At 40.1% G+C, this 20,489-nt stretch carries 21 protein-coding genes and 1 pseudogene; 17 read left to right on the top strand and 5 right to left on the bottom strand.

What is annotated here, in order from left to right:
* The first annotated feature begins 2 nt into the window (after positions 1 to 2).
* The 4 genes from QT716_RS14585 (at position 3) to QT716_RS14570 (ending at position 3,249) form a co-directional block, all read left to right on the top strand.
* A complete protein-coding gene (locus QT716_RS14585; protein ID WP_317936861.1) occupies positions 3 to 1,304 on the top strand; it encodes a S1C family serine protease in 1,302 nt (433 codons plus the stop codon).
* A 166-nt stretch (positions 1,305 to 1,470) separates the two neighbouring features.
* Entirely contained in the window at positions 1,471 to 1,635 is a 165-nt protein-coding gene (locus QT716_RS14580) for a CxxH/CxxC protein (protein WP_317936860.1), read from the top strand.
* A gap of 79 nt (positions 1,636 to 1,714) precedes the next feature.
* Positions 1,715 to 2,194, top strand: a complete 480-nt coding sequence (rlmH, locus tag QT716_RS14575; RefSeq protein WP_317936859.1) for a 23S rRNA (pseudouridine(1915)-N(3))-methyltransferase RlmH — start codon at positions 1,715 to 1,717, stop codon at positions 2,192 to 2,194.
* Between the two features lie 455 nt (positions 2,195 to 2,649).
* The gene (locus QT716_RS14570) at positions 2,650 to 3,249 is read left to right on the top strand and encodes a VanZ family protein (RefSeq protein WP_317936858.1); all 600 of its coding nucleotides are present in this window, start codon (positions 2,650 to 2,652) and stop codon (positions 3,247 to 3,249) included.
* A gap of 230 nt (positions 3,250 to 3,479) precedes the next feature.
* Here the strand turns inward: QT716_RS14570 and QT716_RS14565 are convergent, their stop codons facing one another.
* Positions 3,480 to 4,373 (bottom strand): diacylglycerol/lipid kinase family protein, encoded by an 894-nt coding sequence (locus QT716_RS14565; RefSeq protein ID WP_317936857.1) that lies wholly within the window; start codon positions 4,371 to 4,373, stop codon positions 3,480 to 3,482.
* A 283-nt stretch (positions 4,374 to 4,656) separates the two neighbouring features.
* On the opposite strand from QT716_RS14565, the gene QT716_RS14560 reads away from it, so the two are divergent.
* From QT716_RS14560 to QT716_RS14525, 8 genes and pseudogenes are all read left to right on the top strand, one after another.
* On the top strand, positions 4,657 to 5,193 hold the full coding sequence (locus tag QT716_RS14560; protein ID WP_317936856.1) for a sigma-70 family RNA polymerase sigma factor: 537 nt from the start codon (positions 4,657 to 4,659) through the stop codon (positions 5,191 to 5,193).
* The gene (locus tag QT716_RS14555; protein WP_317936855.1) at positions 5,186 to 5,593 is read left to right on the top strand and encodes a helix-turn-helix transcriptional regulator; all 408 of its coding nucleotides are present in this window, start codon (positions 5,186 to 5,188) and stop codon (positions 5,591 to 5,593) included. The genes QT716_RS14560 and QT716_RS14555 overlap by 8 nt, the downstream gene beginning before the upstream one ends.
* On the top strand, positions 5,583 to 6,896 hold the full coding sequence (locus QT716_RS14550) for an FtsW/RodA/SpoVE family cell cycle protein (RefSeq protein ID WP_317936854.1): 1,314 nt from the start codon (positions 5,583 to 5,585) through the stop codon (positions 6,894 to 6,896). The genes QT716_RS14555 and QT716_RS14550 overlap by 11 nt, the downstream gene beginning before the upstream one ends.
* Positions 6,897 to 7,081: 185 nt before the next feature.
* The gene (locus QT716_RS14545) at positions 7,082 to 7,591 is read left to right on the top strand and encodes a YehS family protein (protein WP_317936853.1); all 510 of its coding nucleotides are present in this window, start codon (positions 7,082 to 7,084) and stop codon (positions 7,589 to 7,591) included.
* A 145-nt stretch (positions 7,592 to 7,736) separates the two neighbouring features.
* Positions 7,737 to 8,483 (top strand): methionine ABC transporter ATP-binding protein, encoded by a 747-nt coding sequence (locus QT716_RS14540; protein WP_317936852.1) that lies wholly within the window; start codon positions 7,737 to 7,739, stop codon positions 8,481 to 8,483.
* Positions 8,476 to 9,138, top strand: a complete 663-nt coding sequence (locus QT716_RS14535; RefSeq protein WP_317936851.1) for a methionine ABC transporter permease — start codon at positions 8,476 to 8,478, stop codon at positions 9,136 to 9,138. The genes QT716_RS14540 and QT716_RS14535 overlap by 8 nt, the downstream gene beginning before the upstream one ends.
* A gap of 16 nt (positions 9,139 to 9,154) precedes the next feature.
* The gene (locus tag QT716_RS14530) at positions 9,155 to 9,988 is read left to right on the top strand and encodes a MetQ/NlpA family ABC transporter substrate-binding protein (protein ID WP_317936850.1); all 834 of its coding nucleotides are present in this window, start codon (positions 9,155 to 9,157) and stop codon (positions 9,986 to 9,988) included.
* A gap of 224 nt (positions 9,989 to 10,212) precedes the next feature.
* Positions 10,213 to 10,872, top strand: a pseudogene (locus QT716_RS14525) (AraC family transcriptional regulator); the annotation flags it as partial.
* Between the two features lie 106 nt (positions 10,873 to 10,978).
* Here QT716_RS14525 and QT716_RS14520 read toward each other — a convergent pair.
* On the bottom strand, positions 10,979 to 11,872 hold the full coding sequence (locus tag QT716_RS14520) for a 5'-methylthioadenosine/S-adenosylhomocysteine nucleosidase (protein ID WP_398293662.1): 894 nt from the start codon (positions 11,870 to 11,872) through the stop codon (positions 10,979 to 10,981).
* 491 nt (positions 11,873 to 12,363) lie between these two features.
* Here QT716_RS14520 and QT716_RS14515 point away from each other — a divergent pair, with 491 nt between their 5' ends.
* From QT716_RS14515 to QT716_RS14505, 3 genes are read left to right on the top strand one after another with little or no spacing between them, the layout of a single operon-like run.
* Positions 12,364 to 13,146, top strand: a complete 783-nt coding sequence (locus tag QT716_RS14515) for a TatD family hydrolase (protein WP_317936848.1) — start codon at positions 12,364 to 12,366, stop codon at positions 13,144 to 13,146.
* A 46-nt stretch (positions 13,147 to 13,192) separates the two neighbouring features.
* Positions 13,193 to 13,819: an NUDIX hydrolase gene (locus QT716_RS14510; protein ID WP_317936847.1), complete on the top strand. Its 627-nt coding sequence runs from the start codon at positions 13,193 to 13,195 to the stop codon at positions 13,817 to 13,819.
* A gap of 16 nt (positions 13,820 to 13,835) precedes the next feature.
* Complete coding sequence (locus QT716_RS14505) at positions 13,836 to 14,585, top strand: alpha/beta family hydrolase (protein WP_317936846.1); 750 nt, start codon at positions 13,836 to 13,838, stop codon at positions 14,583 to 14,585.
* 172 nt (positions 14,586 to 14,757) lie between these two features.
* Here QT716_RS14505 and QT716_RS14500 read toward each other — a convergent pair whose 3' ends face one another.
* Entirely contained in the window at positions 14,758 to 15,246 is a 489-nt protein-coding gene (locus tag QT716_RS14500; protein WP_317936845.1) for a hypothetical protein, read from the bottom strand.
* 180 nt (positions 15,247 to 15,426) lie between these two features.
* Positions 15,427 to 15,849 (bottom strand): organic hydroperoxide resistance protein, encoded by a 423-nt coding sequence (locus QT716_RS14495; RefSeq protein ID WP_317936843.1) that lies wholly within the window; start codon positions 15,847 to 15,849, stop codon positions 15,427 to 15,429.
* A 243-nt stretch (positions 15,850 to 16,092) separates the two neighbouring features.
* Here QT716_RS14495 and QT716_RS14490 point away from each other — a divergent pair, with 243 nt between their 5' ends.
* Together QT716_RS14490 and QT716_RS14485 are read left to right on the top strand one after the other, a co-directional pair.
* Positions 16,093 to 17,283, top strand: coding sequence for a DUF4317 domain-containing protein (locus QT716_RS14490; protein ID WP_317936842.1), 1,191 nt, complete (start codon positions 16,093 to 16,095; stop codon positions 17,281 to 17,283).
* 169 nt (positions 17,284 to 17,452) lie between these two features.
* Positions 17,453 to 18,448, top strand: coding sequence for a LacI family DNA-binding transcriptional regulator (locus QT716_RS14485; RefSeq protein ID WP_317936840.1), 996 nt, complete (start codon positions 17,453 to 17,455; stop codon positions 18,446 to 18,448).
* Positions 18,449 to 18,656: 208 nt separating this feature from the next.
* Here QT716_RS14485 and QT716_RS14480 read toward each other — a convergent pair whose 3' ends face one another.
* Positions 18,657 to 20,468, bottom strand: a complete 1,812-nt coding sequence (locus QT716_RS14480; protein ID WP_317936838.1) for an ABC transporter substrate-binding protein — start codon at positions 20,466 to 20,468, stop codon at positions 18,657 to 18,659.
* Between the last annotated feature and the right edge of the window lie 21 nt (positions 20,469 to 20,489).

Genomic DNA, 20,489 nt, shown 5'->3' with positions numbered 1-20,489 from the left:
CCATGGATGACTATAATCATGAGCGAAATGAAGACCAACAGCGGTCGTCTGATCCGCAGCAGGAACCTAGGACAGTAAATAACTACGAAACAGAAACAGCTCCAAGTGAACCGATGTACAGAACTCAATCCACTCCACCACCACCGCCTCCAGAACTACCTAAGCGCAGAGGTGGATTCTTACCTGCTTTATTTGGTGCTGTTTTGGGAGGATTGCTCGTCTGGCTGCTAATGTACACAGTGGGTGGGTCTGATGCCAATAAAACCGCTGGTACCGTGAAGGAGTCGGGAAGTTCCGAGCAAGTGAGTGTCGACATCGATAGTGACCTGACGGGTGTCGTTGAAAAGTCGACTGACGCTGTAGTAGGAATTACTAATTTACAACGTGGCCAAGATTTCTGGTCACAATCCGAAACACCTCAAGCAATAGGGACAGGCTCCGGCGTACTTTATAAGAAAGAAAATGGGAAAGCATATATTGTTACCAATCATCACGTCGTTGAAGATGCGGAAGAACTTGAAGTGACATTGGATGATGGAACGAAAATACAAGGGAAATTAATCGGAAGTGATGTTTGGACAGATTTAGCCGTTGTTGAAATCGACGATAAAGACATTACCTCTACGATGGAATTTGGAGATTCAGATGCATTAAAACGTGGTGAAACTGTTATTGCTATCGGAAACCCACTGGGTCTTGGCTTTTCAGGTTCCGTTACAGTTGGTGTCGTATCCGGTAAGGACCGATCCATTCCGATCGACATTAACAAAGATGGGTCAATCGATTGGCAAGCTGATGTCCTTCAAACTGATGCTGCCATTAATCCAGGTAATTCAGGTGGAGCACTTATCAATATGGCGGGACAGCTAATTGGCATCAACTCCATGAAAATTACTGAGGAAACCGTAGAAGGAATCGGACTTGCGATACCTATTAACTTAGCACTGCCAGTAATTGAGCAGCTCGAGGAAACGGGTGAAGTAAATCGTCCGACAATGGGGGTATCATTACTCGACTTACGAAATATCCCGGTGCAGCAGCAGAGCGTACTGAAGTTACCAGAAGACGTCAAAAACGGTGTTGTGGTTACAGAAGTCTTCCGGAATACACCAGCGCAAACCGCGGGAGTCGAAAAATATGATACAATTGTGGAAATGGACGGAAAACCGATAGAAGACATGGTGACGTTACGCAAGCACTTGTACAATGAAAAGAAAGTCGGCGATAGTATGACGATGAAAGTGTACCGTGATGGAAAAGCTGTCACAATTGACATGGTTCTGAAAGACGGCAACTCGTTCTAATGCACATGTGCATAAACATAACCGCCTAGTTATCCACAGCAGACACGATAGCAGAAAAACAGCTATTGTGTCTGCTTTTTTTATCAACAATTTTGCGTTTGTGGATAATACTGAAAATTTGTGCATAACTCTGTGGGGAATTAAAAGTTGAAATGAGGTGAATCATTTGAAAATTCATAGCTGTGAAACCCATATAAACCGGGCACTTGACGAATTTGTTGCGAAAGAAGAAACCTTTCCGAACATGGAGCCAATTTCAGAAGAAGAAAAGTTATCCACAACGTGTGATTATTGTGAAGTGCTTGCTGTCTATCTTGTGACGAACACATAATCGGACACAATATCTAGAACGACTTGTGGATATGTGCATAACTTCCGTGTATAACTTATTAAAAAAGGTGGACAACGCTGTGAATATTACAATTGTGACTGTAGGAAAATTGAAAGAAAAGTATTTAAAAATGGGTATCGAGGAGTATACAAAGCGACTCGGTGCCTATGCCAAAATTGAGTTAATCGAAGTGGCGGATGAAAAAGCACCAGAGCAATTAAGCGAAGCGGACATGGAAATCGTCAAAAAGAAGGAAGCTGATCGTATTCTGGCTAAAGTTTCTTCAGATGCGCATGTCATTGCGCTTGCAATTGAAGGGAAACAGAAAACATCTGAGCAGCTGGCAGAAAATCTGCAGTCGCTCATGACTTACGGAAAAAGTAAGATCACTTTTGTAATTGGCGGATCTTTAGGGCTGCATGCGGATGTCTATAAGCGGGCAGATGAGCTTTTATCATTTTCGAAAATGACATTCCCCCATCAGTTGATGAAACTGATCTTATTGGAGCAAGTGTATCGAGGGTTTAGAATAATGCGGAATGAACCGTACCATAAGTGACAGAAAAGTAATCTAGCGCAAGTGAGAGAGTGAGATATTTCATACTAAATATAAGTGAAACTTTCAGTGGGAAGTTGTTCTATTAATGGGTAATAGAAGAGGTAACTTTCTAAATGATAAGGAAAGCAATTGCAGAATTGTTGTAAACGACTAAAGCAGTATATAACTCTCTATATAAAAAAATATCTTTCCAGAGTAGATTCAATCATCAAGCTTTACTTGAAAATAAGTATAGTTTGCTGCGCAAGTACATTATAGGTATCTACCAGAAGAATTCTGACAAAAACCTTGTTTATAATGGATTTGTCGTAAATAGAACTAGCACTTTCCAGAACTCGCCACATCCTAAGAATTCTCTAAGAAACCTTAAGAATACATTAAGAATTGTCATACACGCTTCTTCAGATTTCAATGAAATAATAAGTGTATCACTTGAAGAAGAGGAGTGGAATGGCATGACTACAGAAGAATCCTGGTCGTTTATACGGACGATTGATGCAGGGTATATTTTAGTGCCGCTATTTATAGTGTATTTGGTAATAGTGATGCTGAAGTTGAAAAGGCAAGGGAAGAGCTATAATATTTTTCAATACATTACGTTAATTTCCTTGGGGGTATATGTGCTTTCGGTGGTGGCATTAACGACGTTTCCGATTGAAGTGAATTGGGGGATGTATAAGAATCAGACTCCTTGGTACAGCCGAATCAATCCGATTCCGATTTTGACGATTGATATGACGACATTTATTTTGAACATCATTATGTTGGTTCCGTTTGGGGTCTATCAGTGGCTATTAGTGAAGCAGGAAAAGATTTCGTGGGAGCTCGTAGCGGTGAGGAGTTTGCTGTTCAGTCTAGGCATAGAAGTGCTGCAGTTGTTGCTGTACATCATTACGAATAGTGCTAGAAGCGTGGATGTGAATGACTTGATTGCGAATACACTCGGAGGTGTTCTGGGGTATTACGGGGTGAAGTTTGTATCGAAGAATACGTATTTCAAAGAATGTCTTAATCAATTTAAAGTATCTATGAAAAGCCATATCATCAAAAATTAATAGTAGTTTAAATGAATCAATTTCATAACTCTGAGCCTTGTACCTTTAATGTTAAAATAGAGCACCTCTCCAAATCCTATTTAATGAAAATCATAACACAACACATTAATCAGATTCGTTGATAACACGTATTGTGCTGTGACGCACTACAAAAAATTCCCATAGACAAAAAAGATTCTAGATAATGAAATCTAGAATCTTTTTTGTGGTTATTTTAAGTATGATTAAGCTTAGTTCGACATGATCGTTATGTGTTGTGGGAGAACTTTCAAGTCAAATGGTAAGTTTGGACCTTGTTCACCGTCTATATCACTTTCTTGTGTCTCGCTGGCAGAGGTCGTTATACTGACCTGTCTTGTTTTGAAGTAGTGAACGTTTTCCGATTCTTTTAAATTACCCATCACGACGGAAGGTGTCATCTTAGCAAGTTCAATTAAGTTAAGGTGTTTAAACGCGAAGATATGAAAGTTGCCGTCTCCATTATCAACGTCGTTTACAATTGTTTTGACACCACCAAGCGAGTCGATGAGGGAAATCAGGACAACCGATACATCACCTTTCCATGTACTTTCTTCCATTTCAAACTTAATTGGAAAAAGTCGTTCATCCATTATTTCTTTTCCAATTACTTTCAAGTAGGCAAGTGGTCCAATTTTCGACTTTTCTTCACTGTCGACATTATGAATTGCTTTAGCAGCACGACCAATTCCTAAGATGTTTGTAAAATAAGTTTCATTGTTAATCATTCCAATGTCTATCTTTGTTTCAGTACCTGAATCGAGTAACTTAATCGCGTCTTCATGCTTCATTGGAATATTTAATGAACGTGCAAGGTCATTCACTGTCCCCATTGGAATAATTCCAAGTTTTGGCGGGTTACTAAATGGAGCAAGCCCATTGACAGTTTCATTCACAGTCCCGTCTCCACCGAGTGAAATAACGAAATCATAGTTATTTTCTGCAGCTTCTTTTGCAAAGCGTATAGCATCACCTTCGCCTTCTGTGTGTTTCACCGTGATTTCACTGTATGTGTCTTGAATGGTTTCTCTGATTAGTTCTTCATATTCTGTTGCTTTTTCTTTTCCTGACGAAGGGTTAATAATGACTAATGCTGATTTCTTCAAGTTATTCACTCCTTTTATTCTCTATTACCTATTTGGATTTATTTGAATCATTTTTCGAAAAATAGGATTATTAGTATTATGATAATGAAAATTATTCTTTTTATGGCTGCCAATTTTATGAGAAGACTAAAGAAAATGGAGAAAGGAATCATTTTAACTCCCTGTCTGCCGAATGTTCAATTAGTTTTTTTGTACCTAGATGCAGTTGGGAAAACTTATTGCATACAAAAACCAAACTAATGCTAATCGGCACTCGTCTAATGTTATGAAGGGAGGGCATGGGATGGATAGCTATTCAATTGACCAAACAAAGTTACTTCCATATGAAACCATCGTCGATGAACTTATGAACGATTATGGTCAGGATGTCCTGCAGCTTGTGATGCAGTACGTACATAACCTGGCTGTTGCTGAAGATTTAACACAAGAAATTTTTGTGAAGTGCTATCGAGCATTGCCAACCTTCCAGTTTAATTCTTCCATTAAAATGTGGTTATGGCGTATTGCAATTAATCATACAAAAGATTATTTGAAAAGCTGGTATGCGAAGAATGTTCAAGCGATGGAAACAGATCGATTCGAGCAAGTGAAAAGTGGAGAATGCGTAGAGCAGCAGGTGATTCAGCAACAAGAAGAAGATGAATTAGCACGCGCAGTGTTCGCACTACCGGTGAAGTATCGTGAAGTCATCTATTTATGTTATTACGAAGAGCAGTCAATGAAAGAAATGGCGGACGTCCTGCAGCTAAACGAAAGTACCATGAAAACAAGGCTGCGAAAAGCCAGGCAATTATTAGAAAAACGATTGGAGCGTGAGTAAAGTGGAAGAACGCTTAAAAAATTTTAAAAAGACTGTCGACCAAACTCTTTTTAAAAAAGTGGAGTTTGCAGAAGAGCATCAACAGCAAATACATAAACAGATGCATAGATCGCACCTGACACAAACAATACTTTCCATGCTCACAGAGTCAAAATCAGGTATGGAGTTAACTCGGATGCTGCATGTACGCGGTGTTGAACAAATAGTTGATAATGAAGGAATGATTTATTCCATAATACACGAAGCTGAGCAGCAAGGATGGCTTTCCGTGAGATGGAAGAGTGGTGTGAAGTACTATCGATTAACCAAAATCGGAAGAAAGCAAGTGCAACAAGATCATTTCTATGTAAAGCAATCCTTAAAGGAAGTCATTTGGGGAGGCCGAATGCATGTCGAGTAAACATTATCTGCAGCAAGTAACAAGTTATATGCGTTCAAAAGAGGCACGAGGTTACGTAAAAGAAGAATTACAACAGCATTTGATGCATTCCAAACAAGCATGGATGAATAAAGGCTGGCCACCTAAAGAAGCAGAGGAAAAAGCAATCGCAGAAATGGGCTCTGCCTCACAGCTTGGGAAATCGATGGACAGGATACATCGACCTAAATGGGATTACTGGTTAATTGGTGCTGTCCTGCTTTTAGTCGCAGTAAGTTTCATTTCAATTCTAACCGTCGATTTCAGTCAGCAATACGGTCCGGGTATGAGTCGTTATTTTATAGAACACAAATTTGTTCATATGCTATTGGGCATCACTGCTATAGCAGTCCTCATGTTTTTTGATTACCGCAAGCTGCAACGCTACAGTACGCTAATCTACGGGATTGCATTGATATTGTTAGTTGGTATATGCGTTATGCCAAACGCCGCAATGAATGGCGAAGCCATGTTTAAAATAGGGCCACTTCGGATCCAAGGATGGACCTTACTGCCGCTATTTGTAGTAGCTTCTGCAGCATTTTTTACTGAGCGCAAATGGAAAGGGTGGCAATTGACTGGATTGTTGCTTCTTCCATGCTTCTTTTTCATGATGTTGCCGAATCTTGTTGTCATGCTGTTGTATCTGGGAGCCGTTGCTGTGATGTTCAGCATGAGTGATTTTAACCAGAACGTGAAGCGAAATGTATTTTTAGCATCTGGAGGGATTGGGGCAGTACTTCTTACATTTGCTGTATATGCCTACCACAACTTACTTGAGTCTTATCAAACAGAGCGCATTTCAGCGTTTATACATCCAGAATTGTATTCGGATTCAGCAGGTTACATGATGCTTCAATTGAGTAATGCACTTTCTGCCGCAGGGTGGTTCGGTTCAAAAACAAGCAACTACATTCCGGAAGCGCATACGGATTACGCATTGGTGCAGTTTATACAATCTTATGGATACGCAGCAGGAATCGCAGTGATCCTCGTTATACTTGCCATTACGCTACGTATGTTATGGATTGCTAAAACGATGCAGTATTCATTTGGTAAATTACTCATTTTAGCAGCCGCCGCATTATACAGCTGTCAAAGTTTGTACTCGATCTTCATGGTGTTTGGCTTTTTACCATTGACTGGGGTACCGTTACCGTTCATGAGCTATGGATTAATGCCTATGCTGCTAAATGCTTTGTTAATCGGTTTAGTCTTAAGTGTCTATCGACGAAAAACGTATAGTGGGAAATCAGTTTTGTCAGCAGCTCATAAAGCGTCATAGTCCGTTTTTAAATTGAGTGTTAGCATGAATTCTACTGCATGATACGTAGAAACTGCTACAAGCTAAGAGAAGAAGGGGAATCGGAATCCTGAAACTCATTTTCGGATAGATTGTGCAAGCAATCGTTTCTGAAAAGCTTTATACTAATATGTACCGAGCAAAAAGGAAAGGTCAGGGTGAACCGAATGAATGCAAACGATATACTAACTAGAGTGAGATATGCATTGGATATTAAAGACGCGGAAATGGTGGAAATCTTTCAGCTTGGCGGTATGGAAGTTTCAAAACCTGATGCCCAAGACATGTTAACGAAATCCAAAAACATTGCAGATCAGGATGGCCAGGAAGAAGAGTATGTTAAAGAAATTGATAATCACACGTTAGAATCTTTTTTAAACGGACTTGTGACGTTGAAACGCGGTACGCCAGACGTGAAGCCGGAAAATGCACCAAATCCATTTTTAATGACAGAAGACAATCGCAACGTGAATAATATCCTGCTCAAGAAAATGAAAATTGCACTGTCCCTTACAAGTGAAGATATGCTAGACATTTTGCAAGAGGCAGGCGTTACGGTATCAAAAAGTGAATTAAGTGCTGTTCTTAGAAAAGAAGGGCATCGAAATTACAAAGATTGTGGCGACCGATATGCTAGGAATTTCCTAAAAGGATTAGCTCTCAGATTTCGCGCATGACTAATGGCACTTAAAAGGCAGGCTCCGCATTGTATCCGGAGCCTGCCTTTTTTAATTATTTTGCAGATAATATGACAGCGTATACATGTTACGCTATAATCATGAAGGTTGCCGCCGCCTTTTTCGAAAAGAGAGGGGAAATAATTTGATTTCTTTACATAATGTCAGTAAAACTTTTAACGGGGTTCCCGTCATTCATGCCATTACACTCTCCATTGCACAAGGCGACATACATGGCATCATAGGTGCAAGTGGTGCAGGGAAATCGACATTGTTGCGAATCATGAACTTATTGGAAGCACCAGACTCAGGCGAAGTTGAAGTGAATAAACAAAAGCTGACCGCATTTAACTCCAAACAACTCCGGCAAGTGCGCAAATCCATCGGCATGATTTTTCAACACTTTAACTTGGTGGCCAATAAAACCGTTTATCAAAATGTCGTGGTGGCGCTTGAACTTGCAAACTATCCAAAAGCGGATCGCCGGAAACGTGCTGTAGAATGTCTTCAATTTGTTGGGCTGGAAAGTTTCATGACAAAATACCCGGCACAACTAAGCGGCGGTCAAAAACAACGGGTAGCCATAGCACGGGCGCTAGCGAACCATCCTCACGTGTTGTTGTGTGACGAACCCACATCTTCCCTTGACCCTCACACGACTGCAGAAATTCTTGCGGTGTTGTCAGATATCAACAAACGAATGGGAGTAACCATTGTTCTTGTGACACACGAGATGGACGTCATCAAAAGCCTTTGTAACCGCGTTACCGTTCTATCGGATGGATCCGTTCACGATACGGTATCGATTACACCGAAAGGGATTCAAGCAACGGAGAATACGGCAGCACACCTTCTGAAGCAGCTTATGAAAGATGGTGATCCCCATGCCTGAAGTACTCGTTCAATATCAAGCTGAAATTTGGCAGGCGATTGCAGAAACGTTCATCATGGTGGGGATTTCTATCATTGCAGCAGTCTTAATAGGACTGCCCGTAGGAACTTTGCTGTTTCTATGTCGAAAGGGACAAGTGTTTGAAAACCAACTTGTTTTTGGGACAGTCAATTTCTTCGTAAATGTAATCCGTTCCTTTCCGTTTTTACTGCTCGTGGTCTTTTTGATTCCTTTTACTCGACTAGTGATTGGAACGGCAATCGGTACTGCTGCTGCAACCGTGCCACTCTCGATTATTGCGATTGCCCACTATTCACGACTAGTGGAACAAGCGTTATTGGATGTACCTAAAGGAGTGATGGAAGCAGCAATTTCCATGGGAGCTTCATTGAAAGAAGTTATCTTTAAGTTTTTATACGTAGAAGCACGTTCAGGACTTGTCCTCGGACTTACGACTTCCATCATCAGTTTCATTTCGTATTCAACAATTATGGGAGTGGTAGGTGGCGGGGGAATCGGTGATTTTGCGATTCGGTATGGCTATCAGCAATTTAAAACAGATTTGATGATTTATATGATTGGGATTATGATCATACTTGTTCAGCTAATTCAATTTGCAGGAACAACTATATCCAGATGGATTGACAAACGATAGAGAATGGGAGAAAACTATGAAAAAATTTATTTTACTTTTAGTAATGAGCAGCATTCTAGCAGTAGCGGCAGGCTGCAGTAAATCAGATTCTTCTAGTGAAACTGAAAAAACGCCGGCTAAAGAAGAAGAGAACGTTACATTGAAAGTAGCATCCCTCATCCCGCCAATGACAGAAATTCTTGAATTGGTGAAGCCAACATTAGCAGAAGAAGGCGTTGACCTTGAAATTGTTGTATTGGGCGATAACGTTCAACCGAACAGTGCACTGGCGGCAGAAGAAGTAGACGCAAACTTTTTCCAACACGTACCTTACATGGAACAGTTCAATCGTAATAATGATTCGAACTTAGTTCCGATCACACCTATCTATTTTGCCAACTACGGAGTCTATTCAAAAGACTACGACTCGATGGAACAATTACCAAAAGGTGCGAGCATTGCAATCGCAAATGATATTTCAAATATAGACCGCTCGTTGGCATTGTTGGCTCAGCAAGACTTGATAAAGCTAAAAGACAAAGAAGGTCCTTATTATACGAAAGCGGATATTATTGAAAATCCGAATGACTATCAGTTTAAAGAAGTGGATTTACTTATGCTTGCAAGAATGTACGATGACGCGGATGCAGTCGTTATGACACCGGCATATGCTGCACCATTGAACTTAACACCGAAAAGCGATGCACTTCTAACTGAAGGTGTTGAAAACGACTTTGCAATCACGTTAATTGCCCGTGAAGACAATAAAGATTGGGAGCCGATTCAAAAGTTATCGAAAGCGATGACGTCAGACACAGTACGTGACTTTTTAGAAGAAAACTATGATGAAACTGCGATTCCAGCGTTTTAAGCACAGGGAGTTAAATAGAACACTCTTAATCAAAAGCCTATCCGATTGGATAGGCTTTTACTTATAGGGGGGTGAAATGAGTTCATCATAACGGCTATCAAACGTTAGAATCCAATGTATACTTTAAGTTAGGAGTAAGAGATGGACAGCTTGATTCCACTGGAGAGGATGAAATGTTGATGAACGAAAAAGTGACCGAGATTGCGAAATTACAAAGGAAGAGGCATGAACTTTTCGACCAGGATGCATTGAATATATTAAATGGAGAAATGATGTATGAAGAATTTAAAAGTAAACAACTGATGGGGGATTCTGATTATGCGCCGTTCAATGAAGCGATGTGTGTGCATCCAACAACGGCCACAATTTTTGGTTCCGAATTCATACAAACAAGGGCAGCCGGACATCAGGTGAACTTAGAAAGTTACAATGACAAAGTAATTCAACCATTAACCAATTTGTTTCAAAAAGATTATAAGTACATCGTGCTATGGTTTGGAGAAGATATGTTTTGTCAGATGAATCTTCTCACGCTGTTAGGATTTCTTGAGAACTCTAACTATGAAGGAAAAGTTTTTTTAAACAGCTTTAGGGAAGATGAATTTAAAGTAAGTCAAACAGAGCTATCATTGGAGGGGTTTTACTCAGTATATAATGAAGTTTTGGTCAAGCATACCATGCCCTCGCAAAAACTATTTCCAGTAATGTATCAAGCGGTGAAATTGTATTTAGAGATGCAAAAGGAAAAGAACGCAGTCACTCAGTACATTTCAAAGAATAGAAATGTACCACAATCCGAATTAATAAAAAGACTATTTGAGGTATTTCCAATGATTGGGTATGGAGATACACAGTATATAGAGCTGATCAATAAAGCAAAGTAAAGAAACATGTACTCCGATAATCAATCGATTACAATCAAAAAACTAGAAGAAAACGGTTTTCTCAATAAACCGTTCCCTTCTAGTTTTCCACGAGAATAGGGACACTTTATTTTAAATTAGAGATGTATTCTTTCAAGACATGGTGAACATATTCCTGATTTGCAGCGGCCGTGTCTGGATTATATTGACCATCATTTGTTTTGTTATTGGAAAGGATACGAATACCTAAGAAGGGAACACCGTAGCTATCCGAAATCTGTGCTGCCGCAGCACCTTCCATTTCCTCAACGGAAGTACCATACTTTTCATGGAACCAGTTAATGCGATCTACTTCATTGTTCCACAAATCCGCAGATCCGATAGTGCCTTCGACAACTTTACCTTGGTCGTATTGGTCTTTAACCGCATTCGCTGCTGCCAATAACTCTTTGTCGCCTTCATAGTAGCGAATCTTTTCTGCATCAGGGTCTTCACCAGCACTTCCTTCAGAAGCCATTAAGTCCATAGGCTTCCAAAGTGAAGGATCCATTCCTTCGTTCTCCTCAGCAGACTCGGTCTTTATCGAACCGATATTAACCGTTTTTTTACCTAGTACTATATCAAATACATGTAAGTCGGGATCATGGCCACCCGAAGTTCCCTGATTAATAATCGCGATAGGGTCGTACTTTTCAATTGCAAGTGCAGTCGCGGCTGCAGTGTTTTCCATCCCTTTACTCGTTTTCGTAACAATTACAGGATAGTCGTCTATGGTCCCTTTATAAAAGATAAAATTCCCGGACTCTTCAATTTCCATATCACTTAACTTCTCAGCGAACTTTTCAGCTTCAATGGGCATTGGGCCTTGAACAATAATAGGACGTTGCTCAGTTTCTGCAGCGCTTTTAGCAGTTGAGTTACAGCCTGAAGCCATTGTTGCTAGGAGAACCATAATTACAATAAATCCAGTTAGTTTTATTTTCTTCAAAAGTAATCTCCCCGTTCCTAAAATGGTTTTCATTGAATAGTATTTTTTAACAGCTACTCTCTCCGAACATTTTATAGATCATACCAGCCAAGTATCTGGTAGAAAGCTGTAACATTAAAGAGTATCGTACAGCTAAACTGTTATTGGTTCGTTAGATTATTACAAACAAGTGTGATCTACATGTAGGAAGTAGTTGAAAATACTATTCTAGATGACTTAGTTGTGAGTATAACAGAGGATTTTCATGATTACAATAAAAACACGTATGTATAAATTTGAATTCATTAAATCGTACGTATTTAAGTATTTTAAATCCAGTTTATATAGAGTTAAGCAAAAAATATTAACTTAATAACGAACAATTACTTGTCGAGATGAGGGTTACGGTATGTCCTTCAGTTATAGATTCAGAAAGGATTGTATTTCACTTTCTCCCCTTTTTCAATAGTTAAAGTATGATAAGTCGTATAGAACTATAAGCTGGCAATACCCTGAAGTAATTCAAAAGAAGGGGGAATCTCATCGTGAACCAACGTCTAATCGATGCACACATTCATTTAGATATGTATGACGAAGCAGAACGAATTCATCTAATGGATTCGTTGAAAGACAATTCTGTTAATGCATTAATTGCAGTTTCCAATAACTATGAATCATCAATTCATCAGCTGGAACTTTCTCGTTCGGACAGCCGCATTAAACCTGCTCTAGGGTATCATCCAGAGCAACAGCTTCCAAGTGAAGCTGAAGTCCAATCCATTTTAAAGCTGATTGATGAAAATCATGAAAAGCTAATCGCGATTGGAGAAGTGGGATTGCCCTATTATTTACGTAAAGAACAACCTAAGTTAGAAATAACGCCTTATGTAGAGCTCTTAGAAACGTTTATCAAAAAAGCGGTACAATGGGATTTACCCATCGTATTGCATGCAGTCTATGAGGACGCAGGAATGGTGTGTAATCTTTTAGAGAAGTATCGTGTATCACGTGCACACTTTCATTGGTTCAAGGGGAGTGATGATGTACTAGAGAAAGTTCTTTCAAATAACTATGTAATTTCCGTCACGCCAGATGTGACATACAAACCCAAGATTCAACGATTGGTGAAACAGACTCCGCTGTCTCAGCTTATGATTGAAACGGATGGGCCATGGCCGTTTGAAGGACAGTTCACCGGGCAGACTACGCAACCTTCTATGATGCATGAAAGTGTCCGGACGATTGCTGAACTCAAAGAATTGCAGCCAGAAGTAGTTTATAGGGAAATTTTTGAAACAACAAAAACGTTTTATAGGATAATGAATTAACGAATGATACGATAAATGAAAAGGAAGCAGGGGGTGCGAAGACTTTATGTTTTTAGATGAATTGAAAAAACAATTAGAGGACAACAATGCGCTGTTCATCGGAGAAGAGACCGCATTTCGATCAGCTGTCCTGCTGCCCTTAGTTGAAGAAAAAGGGAAATGGCACGTTCTATTTGAAGTACGAGCATTAACCATGCGAAAGCAGCCCGGAGATATTAGTTTTCCTGGCGGCAGGATTGATGCGGAAGATGCCTCGCCTATGGATGCAGCGCTAAGGGAAACTCAAGAAGAGCTAGGGATTGACCCTAACACAGTAAAAGTGATTGGCAAGCTAAGTCCATACGTTGCGTCGCCTTCGTTTGTAGTATATCCATTTGTAGCAGTATGTGATTATCACGAAATTATCTATTCATATAACCAGGCCGAAGTTGAAAAAGTTTTTACCATTCCACTAGAGTGGTTGATGGAGCATGAACCGATCCTTCATCGAGTACCTGTTCAGCCTACTCCGCTGCCTGATTTTCCTTTCGATAAAATCTATAATGGAAAGAAGTATCAATGGAACCGTCGTTATCAAGATGAATGGTTTTACGAGTATGGAGAGTACACAGTCTGGGGACTAACTGCAAGAATCCTAAAATACTTTATAGATATTAGAAAACAGTTGAAATGAGAAAAGAGATGTTCAGATGAAACAAAAGAGGTCTATATGGTTTAAGGTATTTGCGTTACTTACCGGTCTGGTCGTGATTGCAATTGCGGGATTTTTCATCTTTGTCAGTACGTCCTATAAGGCTAGTCCATCAGCTGACAAGAGTCTGCAATCTGACGACCAGGTGAAAGTTATGGAGAATGGGGACATTGAGTTTGAACCGGTATCTGATCCGAATGATATAGGTTATATATTTTACCCAGGTGCGAAGGTAGAGGCTCCTGCCTATGCTGCGATGGCAAAAGAAATTGCAGAAAGGGGTTACCCTGTCTTCATTGCAGATTTAACGTTTAACTTGGCGATTCTTTCTCCAAATCGAGCAGATGAAATTATTAACAATCATCCAGATGTTAAAAGGTGGGTTATTGGCGGCCATTCACTGGGCGGGGTGATGGCTTCAGATTATGCGCTTAAAAATAACAAAGTCGAAGGTCTTATCTTACTTGCCTCTTATCCACAGAGTAAGACTGATTTGAGTAAGTCTCCTTTAAAGGTCTTGTCACTATGGGGGAGTAACGACAAAGTTGCAGATCTAGAGAAAGTAAAGAATGCAAAAAAGGGAATGCCGAATGATGCACAATTTGTAGAAATTAAAGGTGGCAATCACGGAGGCTTTGGTGAGTATGGTCATCAAAAAGGCGATGGGGTGTCAACACTTTTGGGAAATCAGCAGATTGAGGAAGCTGTTAAGCAAAGTATAGAGTTTTTAGACCATTTAAGTGATTGAATGCACTCTTACGTGTACAAATACAGACCTTTTGTAATTACTCAAAGGCAAATGAACTTTGGAATGTTCCACGTGGAAAAAGCGGCTGAATTGAAAACAAATATTGAACACGATAAGTTGCGACCTGCGCACAGCTTATATATGTCTGCGTGCAGGCCTTGGATCTTTAAAATTAAGAACAGAGCACCACGATTTGATACGGAGTCGTTTGTGCAGGAATACTGCGTGTTGTTGCCCCGTAGACGACAATGAGATTTCGATTACCTAAGTTTCCCGTAAAAGGCTGGCCATTTTGTAAGATAATTTTAGTAGAAGGGCTTAAATTTAACTGCAGCATGTGATCACTGCTCACTAACTGCCCATCGAAATGATCCACCTTCAAAAATTGACCGGGTGCGTTTTTGTACATAATCAATGCGTTGAACTGGGGAGGGAAGATAAGCGGTGCAGGCGCATTTGCATCGTAAAAGCCGATTACCTGATCCCCAACAGAAACAACTTCTTGATTCACAAAATACGTAGTAGGAGCTACTACGAAATTCACTACATTTCCATATCCATTATCAACTGAATATAATTTATAACAGCCAATTTCATTGTATTGTCCGATTGAAAAGTCATTAATGGCTGTTACAGTACCCGCAAAGGCTTGATAGTTCATGGTTCCGATACCTCCTAGATTGTCAGACTGTAATTTCCTATCTATGTAGCCTATGCTAAACGCACGCCTTGGTGACTGTTTAACCAGTCATTCAAGACACAGATTAAGATGCCAAGCAGCATGTCAAAACAAGCCCTCAACACGATTCGTTGAGGGCTTGTTATGGCTAAGTGAATGAACTTATAGGGCTTCTAATGTGACCTCTATATTGTCTCTAGTTGCTTTTGAGTAAGGGCAAACTTGATGGGCTTTTTCAACAAGGTCTTGTAACTGATCTTTTTCAATGCCCGTTCCTTTAACTTGAAGTTTTACAGCCAACTTGAAGCCCTGGTCCGCCTCGTCTTTCTGAAGACTGACATTTGCAGTCACTTCTGATTCAAATTTCACTTTTTCTTTTCCAGCAACCAATTGGAGTGCACCGTCAAAACATGCCGCATAGCCTGCTGCGAACAATTGCTCCGGATTAGTTGAGTTTTCCAGCTTTTTAGCTCTTGGTGTTCCAGGCATTGCCGTATCGAAACTTACGACGTTATCTGATGATTGAACGTGTCCTTCACGTCCGCCCTTTGCTGTAGCTGTTGATGTGAATAGTGTTTCTGACATGATATCACTTCTCCTCATCTGAATTTTGTCTCATAAGTATTGTGTACCCTTAACGAGTTTTTTTAAGCATTTCCCCTTGAAAGGTTTTCATTAATAACAGAATCAGCGACACTGGGTTCGTCGTAATCCCCGTTATCTTGTTATAATGAAAAAGGGTTAAGATGAAAAGTTGTCATGGCTGTCATTTTTCCAATCAGCGAACACGACACAATTGAAATAGTTATAAGAAAGCAGGGATTTTTTGTGAATAAAAAAGACATTGCTGAAATTCGGAAGCAATTTAAATTAGACACAGACTTAATTATGATAACGGATATTTATAACGTGTATGTGCGTCAAGAAAGTGATGAAATCTATCACGAAGAGAGCCAGGCTTTTGGTCTTATGGAACGTGAACAACAGGAATTGTTCTATGGGAATTTCAAGAAAGTATTAGGTGGAAAACTGGACATGAAACTGTTTGAAGTACGATTTGCTCCGACGAAAGAAGAGCAAACGGATCATACACAACAGCTGTTGTACGCAGGTCTTCATACAAAAGAAGTCGATGATTGGAAAGAAAACATGCAGTTGATTGCGAAGAAGATGTTTAAGGATGTTCAATACGAAAAAGATGTCGTAATTACGTTCATTCGAGGGAAGTATTATAAGCCGACGAAAAAGAATTTAGAGGAGCTGGAAATGGCGGAAGGGGATGAGGCGTATACAACACCGTTCATACTTTGCAGTATGAATCATACAGAACTTCCGAAACGCTCATTGGTCTTCGATTTCGTCGGACGGGAATTCAAATCGAATGAAATGGCAGATCCTGTTGTAAAACTTGCTTCCCCGATTGGCGGGTTCCTATTTCCTTGCTTTACGGACAACGCTGCTGACGTTAACCATATTTTATACGCAGCAGGTAAGGCAAACAAGCCGGATTATCAGTTCATAGAAAATGTCCTTGACGGTGAAGAAATCATGACGGCAGAAGACGACAAAGCGGTTTTTGAAGAGATTGTTAAACACGTAGTGGGAGACGAAGTGAACACGCAAATGCTTTCCAGTGTCTATGATGAAATCAACCGTATGACAACGGTAGAAGACGAAGGGGAGGACGAAGAATACGTCCCGACTTTAGATACGAAAGAAATGGAACGTGTACTAAAGATGAGTGGTGCTGCCGATGTTGACACAGAGAAAGTACAGCAAGCGTTCCAATCGATTGTAGACGACGAATCCTACGAGTTAAAAGCGAGCCATGTCATTCCTAGTTACACGTCAAAGTCTATTAAAATCAGTACGAAAGTCGCTAATATATCCATAAGTCCCCAAGATTTAAAGTATGTAAAACAAGTTAATTATAATGGTAAACGCTGCCTCTTAATTGAAGTTGAAGAAGATACAATAATTGAAGGATTTACGTTAATGGAAGAAGAATTGTTCGAGTAAAAGCTTAACTTTAGTAGGGAAAGTGAAGATATATCTAGTATAGGAATAGTTTAAAAAGCTGATTGCTGGATCATGCAATCAGCTTTTTAAATTTCACAAGTATTGAAGATGTGAAACTAGTATTATAAAGTAAAGAGAACAGCAGAGAACTTAAAATGAATTCAAAGGAATGATTGTAATGAGAGAAACGGTAACTGCAAAGGACGTTGCGAAGCTAGCGGGGGTCTCTCAGTCCTCTGTCTCCAGAGTCTATTTTGAAGGTGCATCCGTTTCTGAAAAGACAAAGAAACGAGTCAAGGAAGCCGCTGAAGAGCTAGGTTATCGGCCTAACGTATACGCGCGGAGTCTTATCACGAATCAATCAAAAATTATAGGTCTTGTCATGAAAGGTGTACAAAATCCCTTTTACGCGCAAGCATTAAAGCGATTCAGTTCACTATTTAAAAAACATGGATATAGCGTCTTATTTGTCTATACAAACAATGATGAAATTCAGCAAGAGGACGTTGAAACGTTATTAAACTACAATGTCGCAGGTGTGGTTGTAACGGATGCAACGATGTTATTTTCTGTAGGAGAAGAATTTAAAAAAAATAATATTCCACTTGTATTTTTCAATAGAAAGCTAAGTACGGAAAACTTCTACTCAGTCTGTTGTAATAACATAGACGCAAGCCGATCGATTGCCAAATACCTTCTTTCAAAAGGTGCTTCGGAACTGGTGCTAATTACGGGGAAGGTGGATACCTCTACGAGCATTGAACGGGAGAAAGGCTTTTGTGAAGTTCTTGATCATCAGAAAGTGCCCTATCGGATCTATAATTCAGATTACACATACGAAGGCGGCTATCATACAGCGATGACTGTGTTAAAAGAAAAGCGATTGCCTTCAGCAATTTTCGTAGCCAATGACATTATGGCATTCGGAGTAATCGATGCGCTTCGAAAAAATGGTGTCCGTATTCCAGAAGATACAAAAATCGTTGGATTCGATAATATCGACATGGCTTCTTGGCCAGCATATGAACTGACAACATGGGAACAGCCCATTGAAGAAATGATTAATGAAACTGTGGACTATTTAATGAACGAAATCGCATCATATACCGGGTTGGTACGTGATATTGAGGTAGATGGAAAGTTCATTGAAAGGAAAACAACCTAAAAAAAGGTACCTCATTTTTAGTCGTTACAATGATCACGTATGCAAGCTCGCTTTGTGGACAGGAGAATATCTTAAGTCGCGGTTATACAGCGCAGTAATAGAGTGTTGAAACATCTCCAGTACTTAAAAATATCGAACTTCTATAAAGAGATAGAAAAGAAGTAAAAACCGCACACCCCCTTAAAATTAGGGGGTGTGCGGTTTGCTGTTATTCCTTGTGATAGGCCTCCAAAAACTCTTTTACCTTACTGGAGTCAGCGACAAGTTCGTTACCTGTGTCAACAAGCGGACTGACCGTCGAATAGGCTTTCTTTTTGTTTCCTTGGTAATAGTTCAAGAACTCGTCTTGATTGATAGAGAACAAGACAGCTTTACGCAAGTTTTCACTCTTAGAGACTTCACGGCCCGCTGTGTTGAACTGCAAGTAAGTGACTGCGTTGCTGTCGCTCTTTTGAAGCAGCAGGTTATCCGCTTTTTCTACAAGATCATACTTGGTTTCCGGCACGCCATTAAACAGATGGATTTCACCGTTGCGTAATGCTGACAGAGCACTATCTGCGTCATCGATGAAGCGTACAGTTACGTTTGAAATCTTAGGTTCGAATTCACTGCCCGCACGATATGCTGGGTTTTTAACAAAGTCTGCTTGGTAATCGTTTTTCTTCACGAGAATGTAAGGTCCGCTTGCATACAATTGGTTGTTATAGTTTACACCTTCAGTTACTGTACGCTGGTCACCGTACGGAATATCCTTATCCAAGTTGAAAGATGCAACGTCATATGTGTTAATGCTCTTCACTTGTTTCTCTGAAACGATCCCTGCTGATTGGTGGGCTAAGTAATTTAACACTTGTGGGAATGGTTCAGTTGTAGTTACTTTAACCACTTGATAGTTTCCTTTACTGTTATCCGCATTCGTTTTGTTTTCAACAACACCCGATAGTTTCGTATCCAATCCATTTTCCAGTGTTTCTAAAATGGTTTCGTCCGTACCGGATTGTTTTGTATTCTCCAGCTCTTTTAAATCAGTAACAATTTCTGCACTTTTAATACGTTCATGCAGACTATACGTCCGGTGATCCGGAACGGAGTCTTTATCTTTTGCACGTTCCAGAGAGAATACAACATCTTCTGCTCCTACGCGTTCTCCTGTATCGATGGCTTTCCCATTTGATACAGATGCAAAGTTAATGTCGTCACGCAATAAGAAGTAGTAGTCTGAATTGCCTTCAGCCATTGCATAGTTATGAGAAAGTGAACCGTCTGATACGACTTCATCTTCGTCCGTCAGGTTGACAAGACGCACGTACATATTGGTGTTCAGTGTGTTAATAGAACCATCATTTCCTTTTATCGGATCTAGCGAAGTCAAATCTCCGATTGCCTGTTGAGAAACAAGAGGTTCAGATGTGCGTATTGCTGCGTCCTTGAAGTCAATCGTTTCCCATGCAATTGCACGAGACTTCGCAAGTCGAACAGTATCCGGATTCAAGACCTCTTTGTTGACTCCTTGTGCTTTAAAGGAATTATAAAGGGGTGCGATGAATGCTTTTTCCGTAACAAGTTGGTTTTCAAGTTGCTGGTATGTCTTTGTGTATTCATCCGCTGTTTCCGCACTTGCCTGGTCGATTAGTTCATCGATCTTCGCATCTTCGACAAGGCTGTTTGCGCCATCAGATTTAAATAAAGCACGTACGGCATAGTCAGGGTTACCGGTAACTGTCGTCCAGCTGGAAAGGGCAAGATCGAAGTTTCCAGCGTCTTTTTGTGCAGAGAACGTTCCGTAATCGGGTTGAATGTTCAGTTTAACGTCAAAACCATTTTTGATGAGCTCGTCCCGAACGATATTTAAGTCTTCTTCGCCAGATCCCATTCCTAGGACTTCAATTTGTACCTTTTCATTTAACCCGCCCTTACCGTCATCGCCTTTTCCTTCGCTTTCAACCTCTGATTTAGTTTTCACACATCCTGCAAGCACGAGAACAAGCAGTAATGTAAGTGTTAATAATTTCTTTTTCATAGATGAAACCCTCCAAGTTTT

This window comes from Sporosarcina aquimarina, from assembly GCF_033253705.1.
Lineage (GTDB): Bacteria > Bacillota > Bacilli > Bacillales_A > Planococcaceae > Sporosarcina > Sporosarcina aquimarina.
Note: the sequence above shows the minus strand (reverse complement) of the source record. Positions and strands in the feature narration are given on the sequence as shown.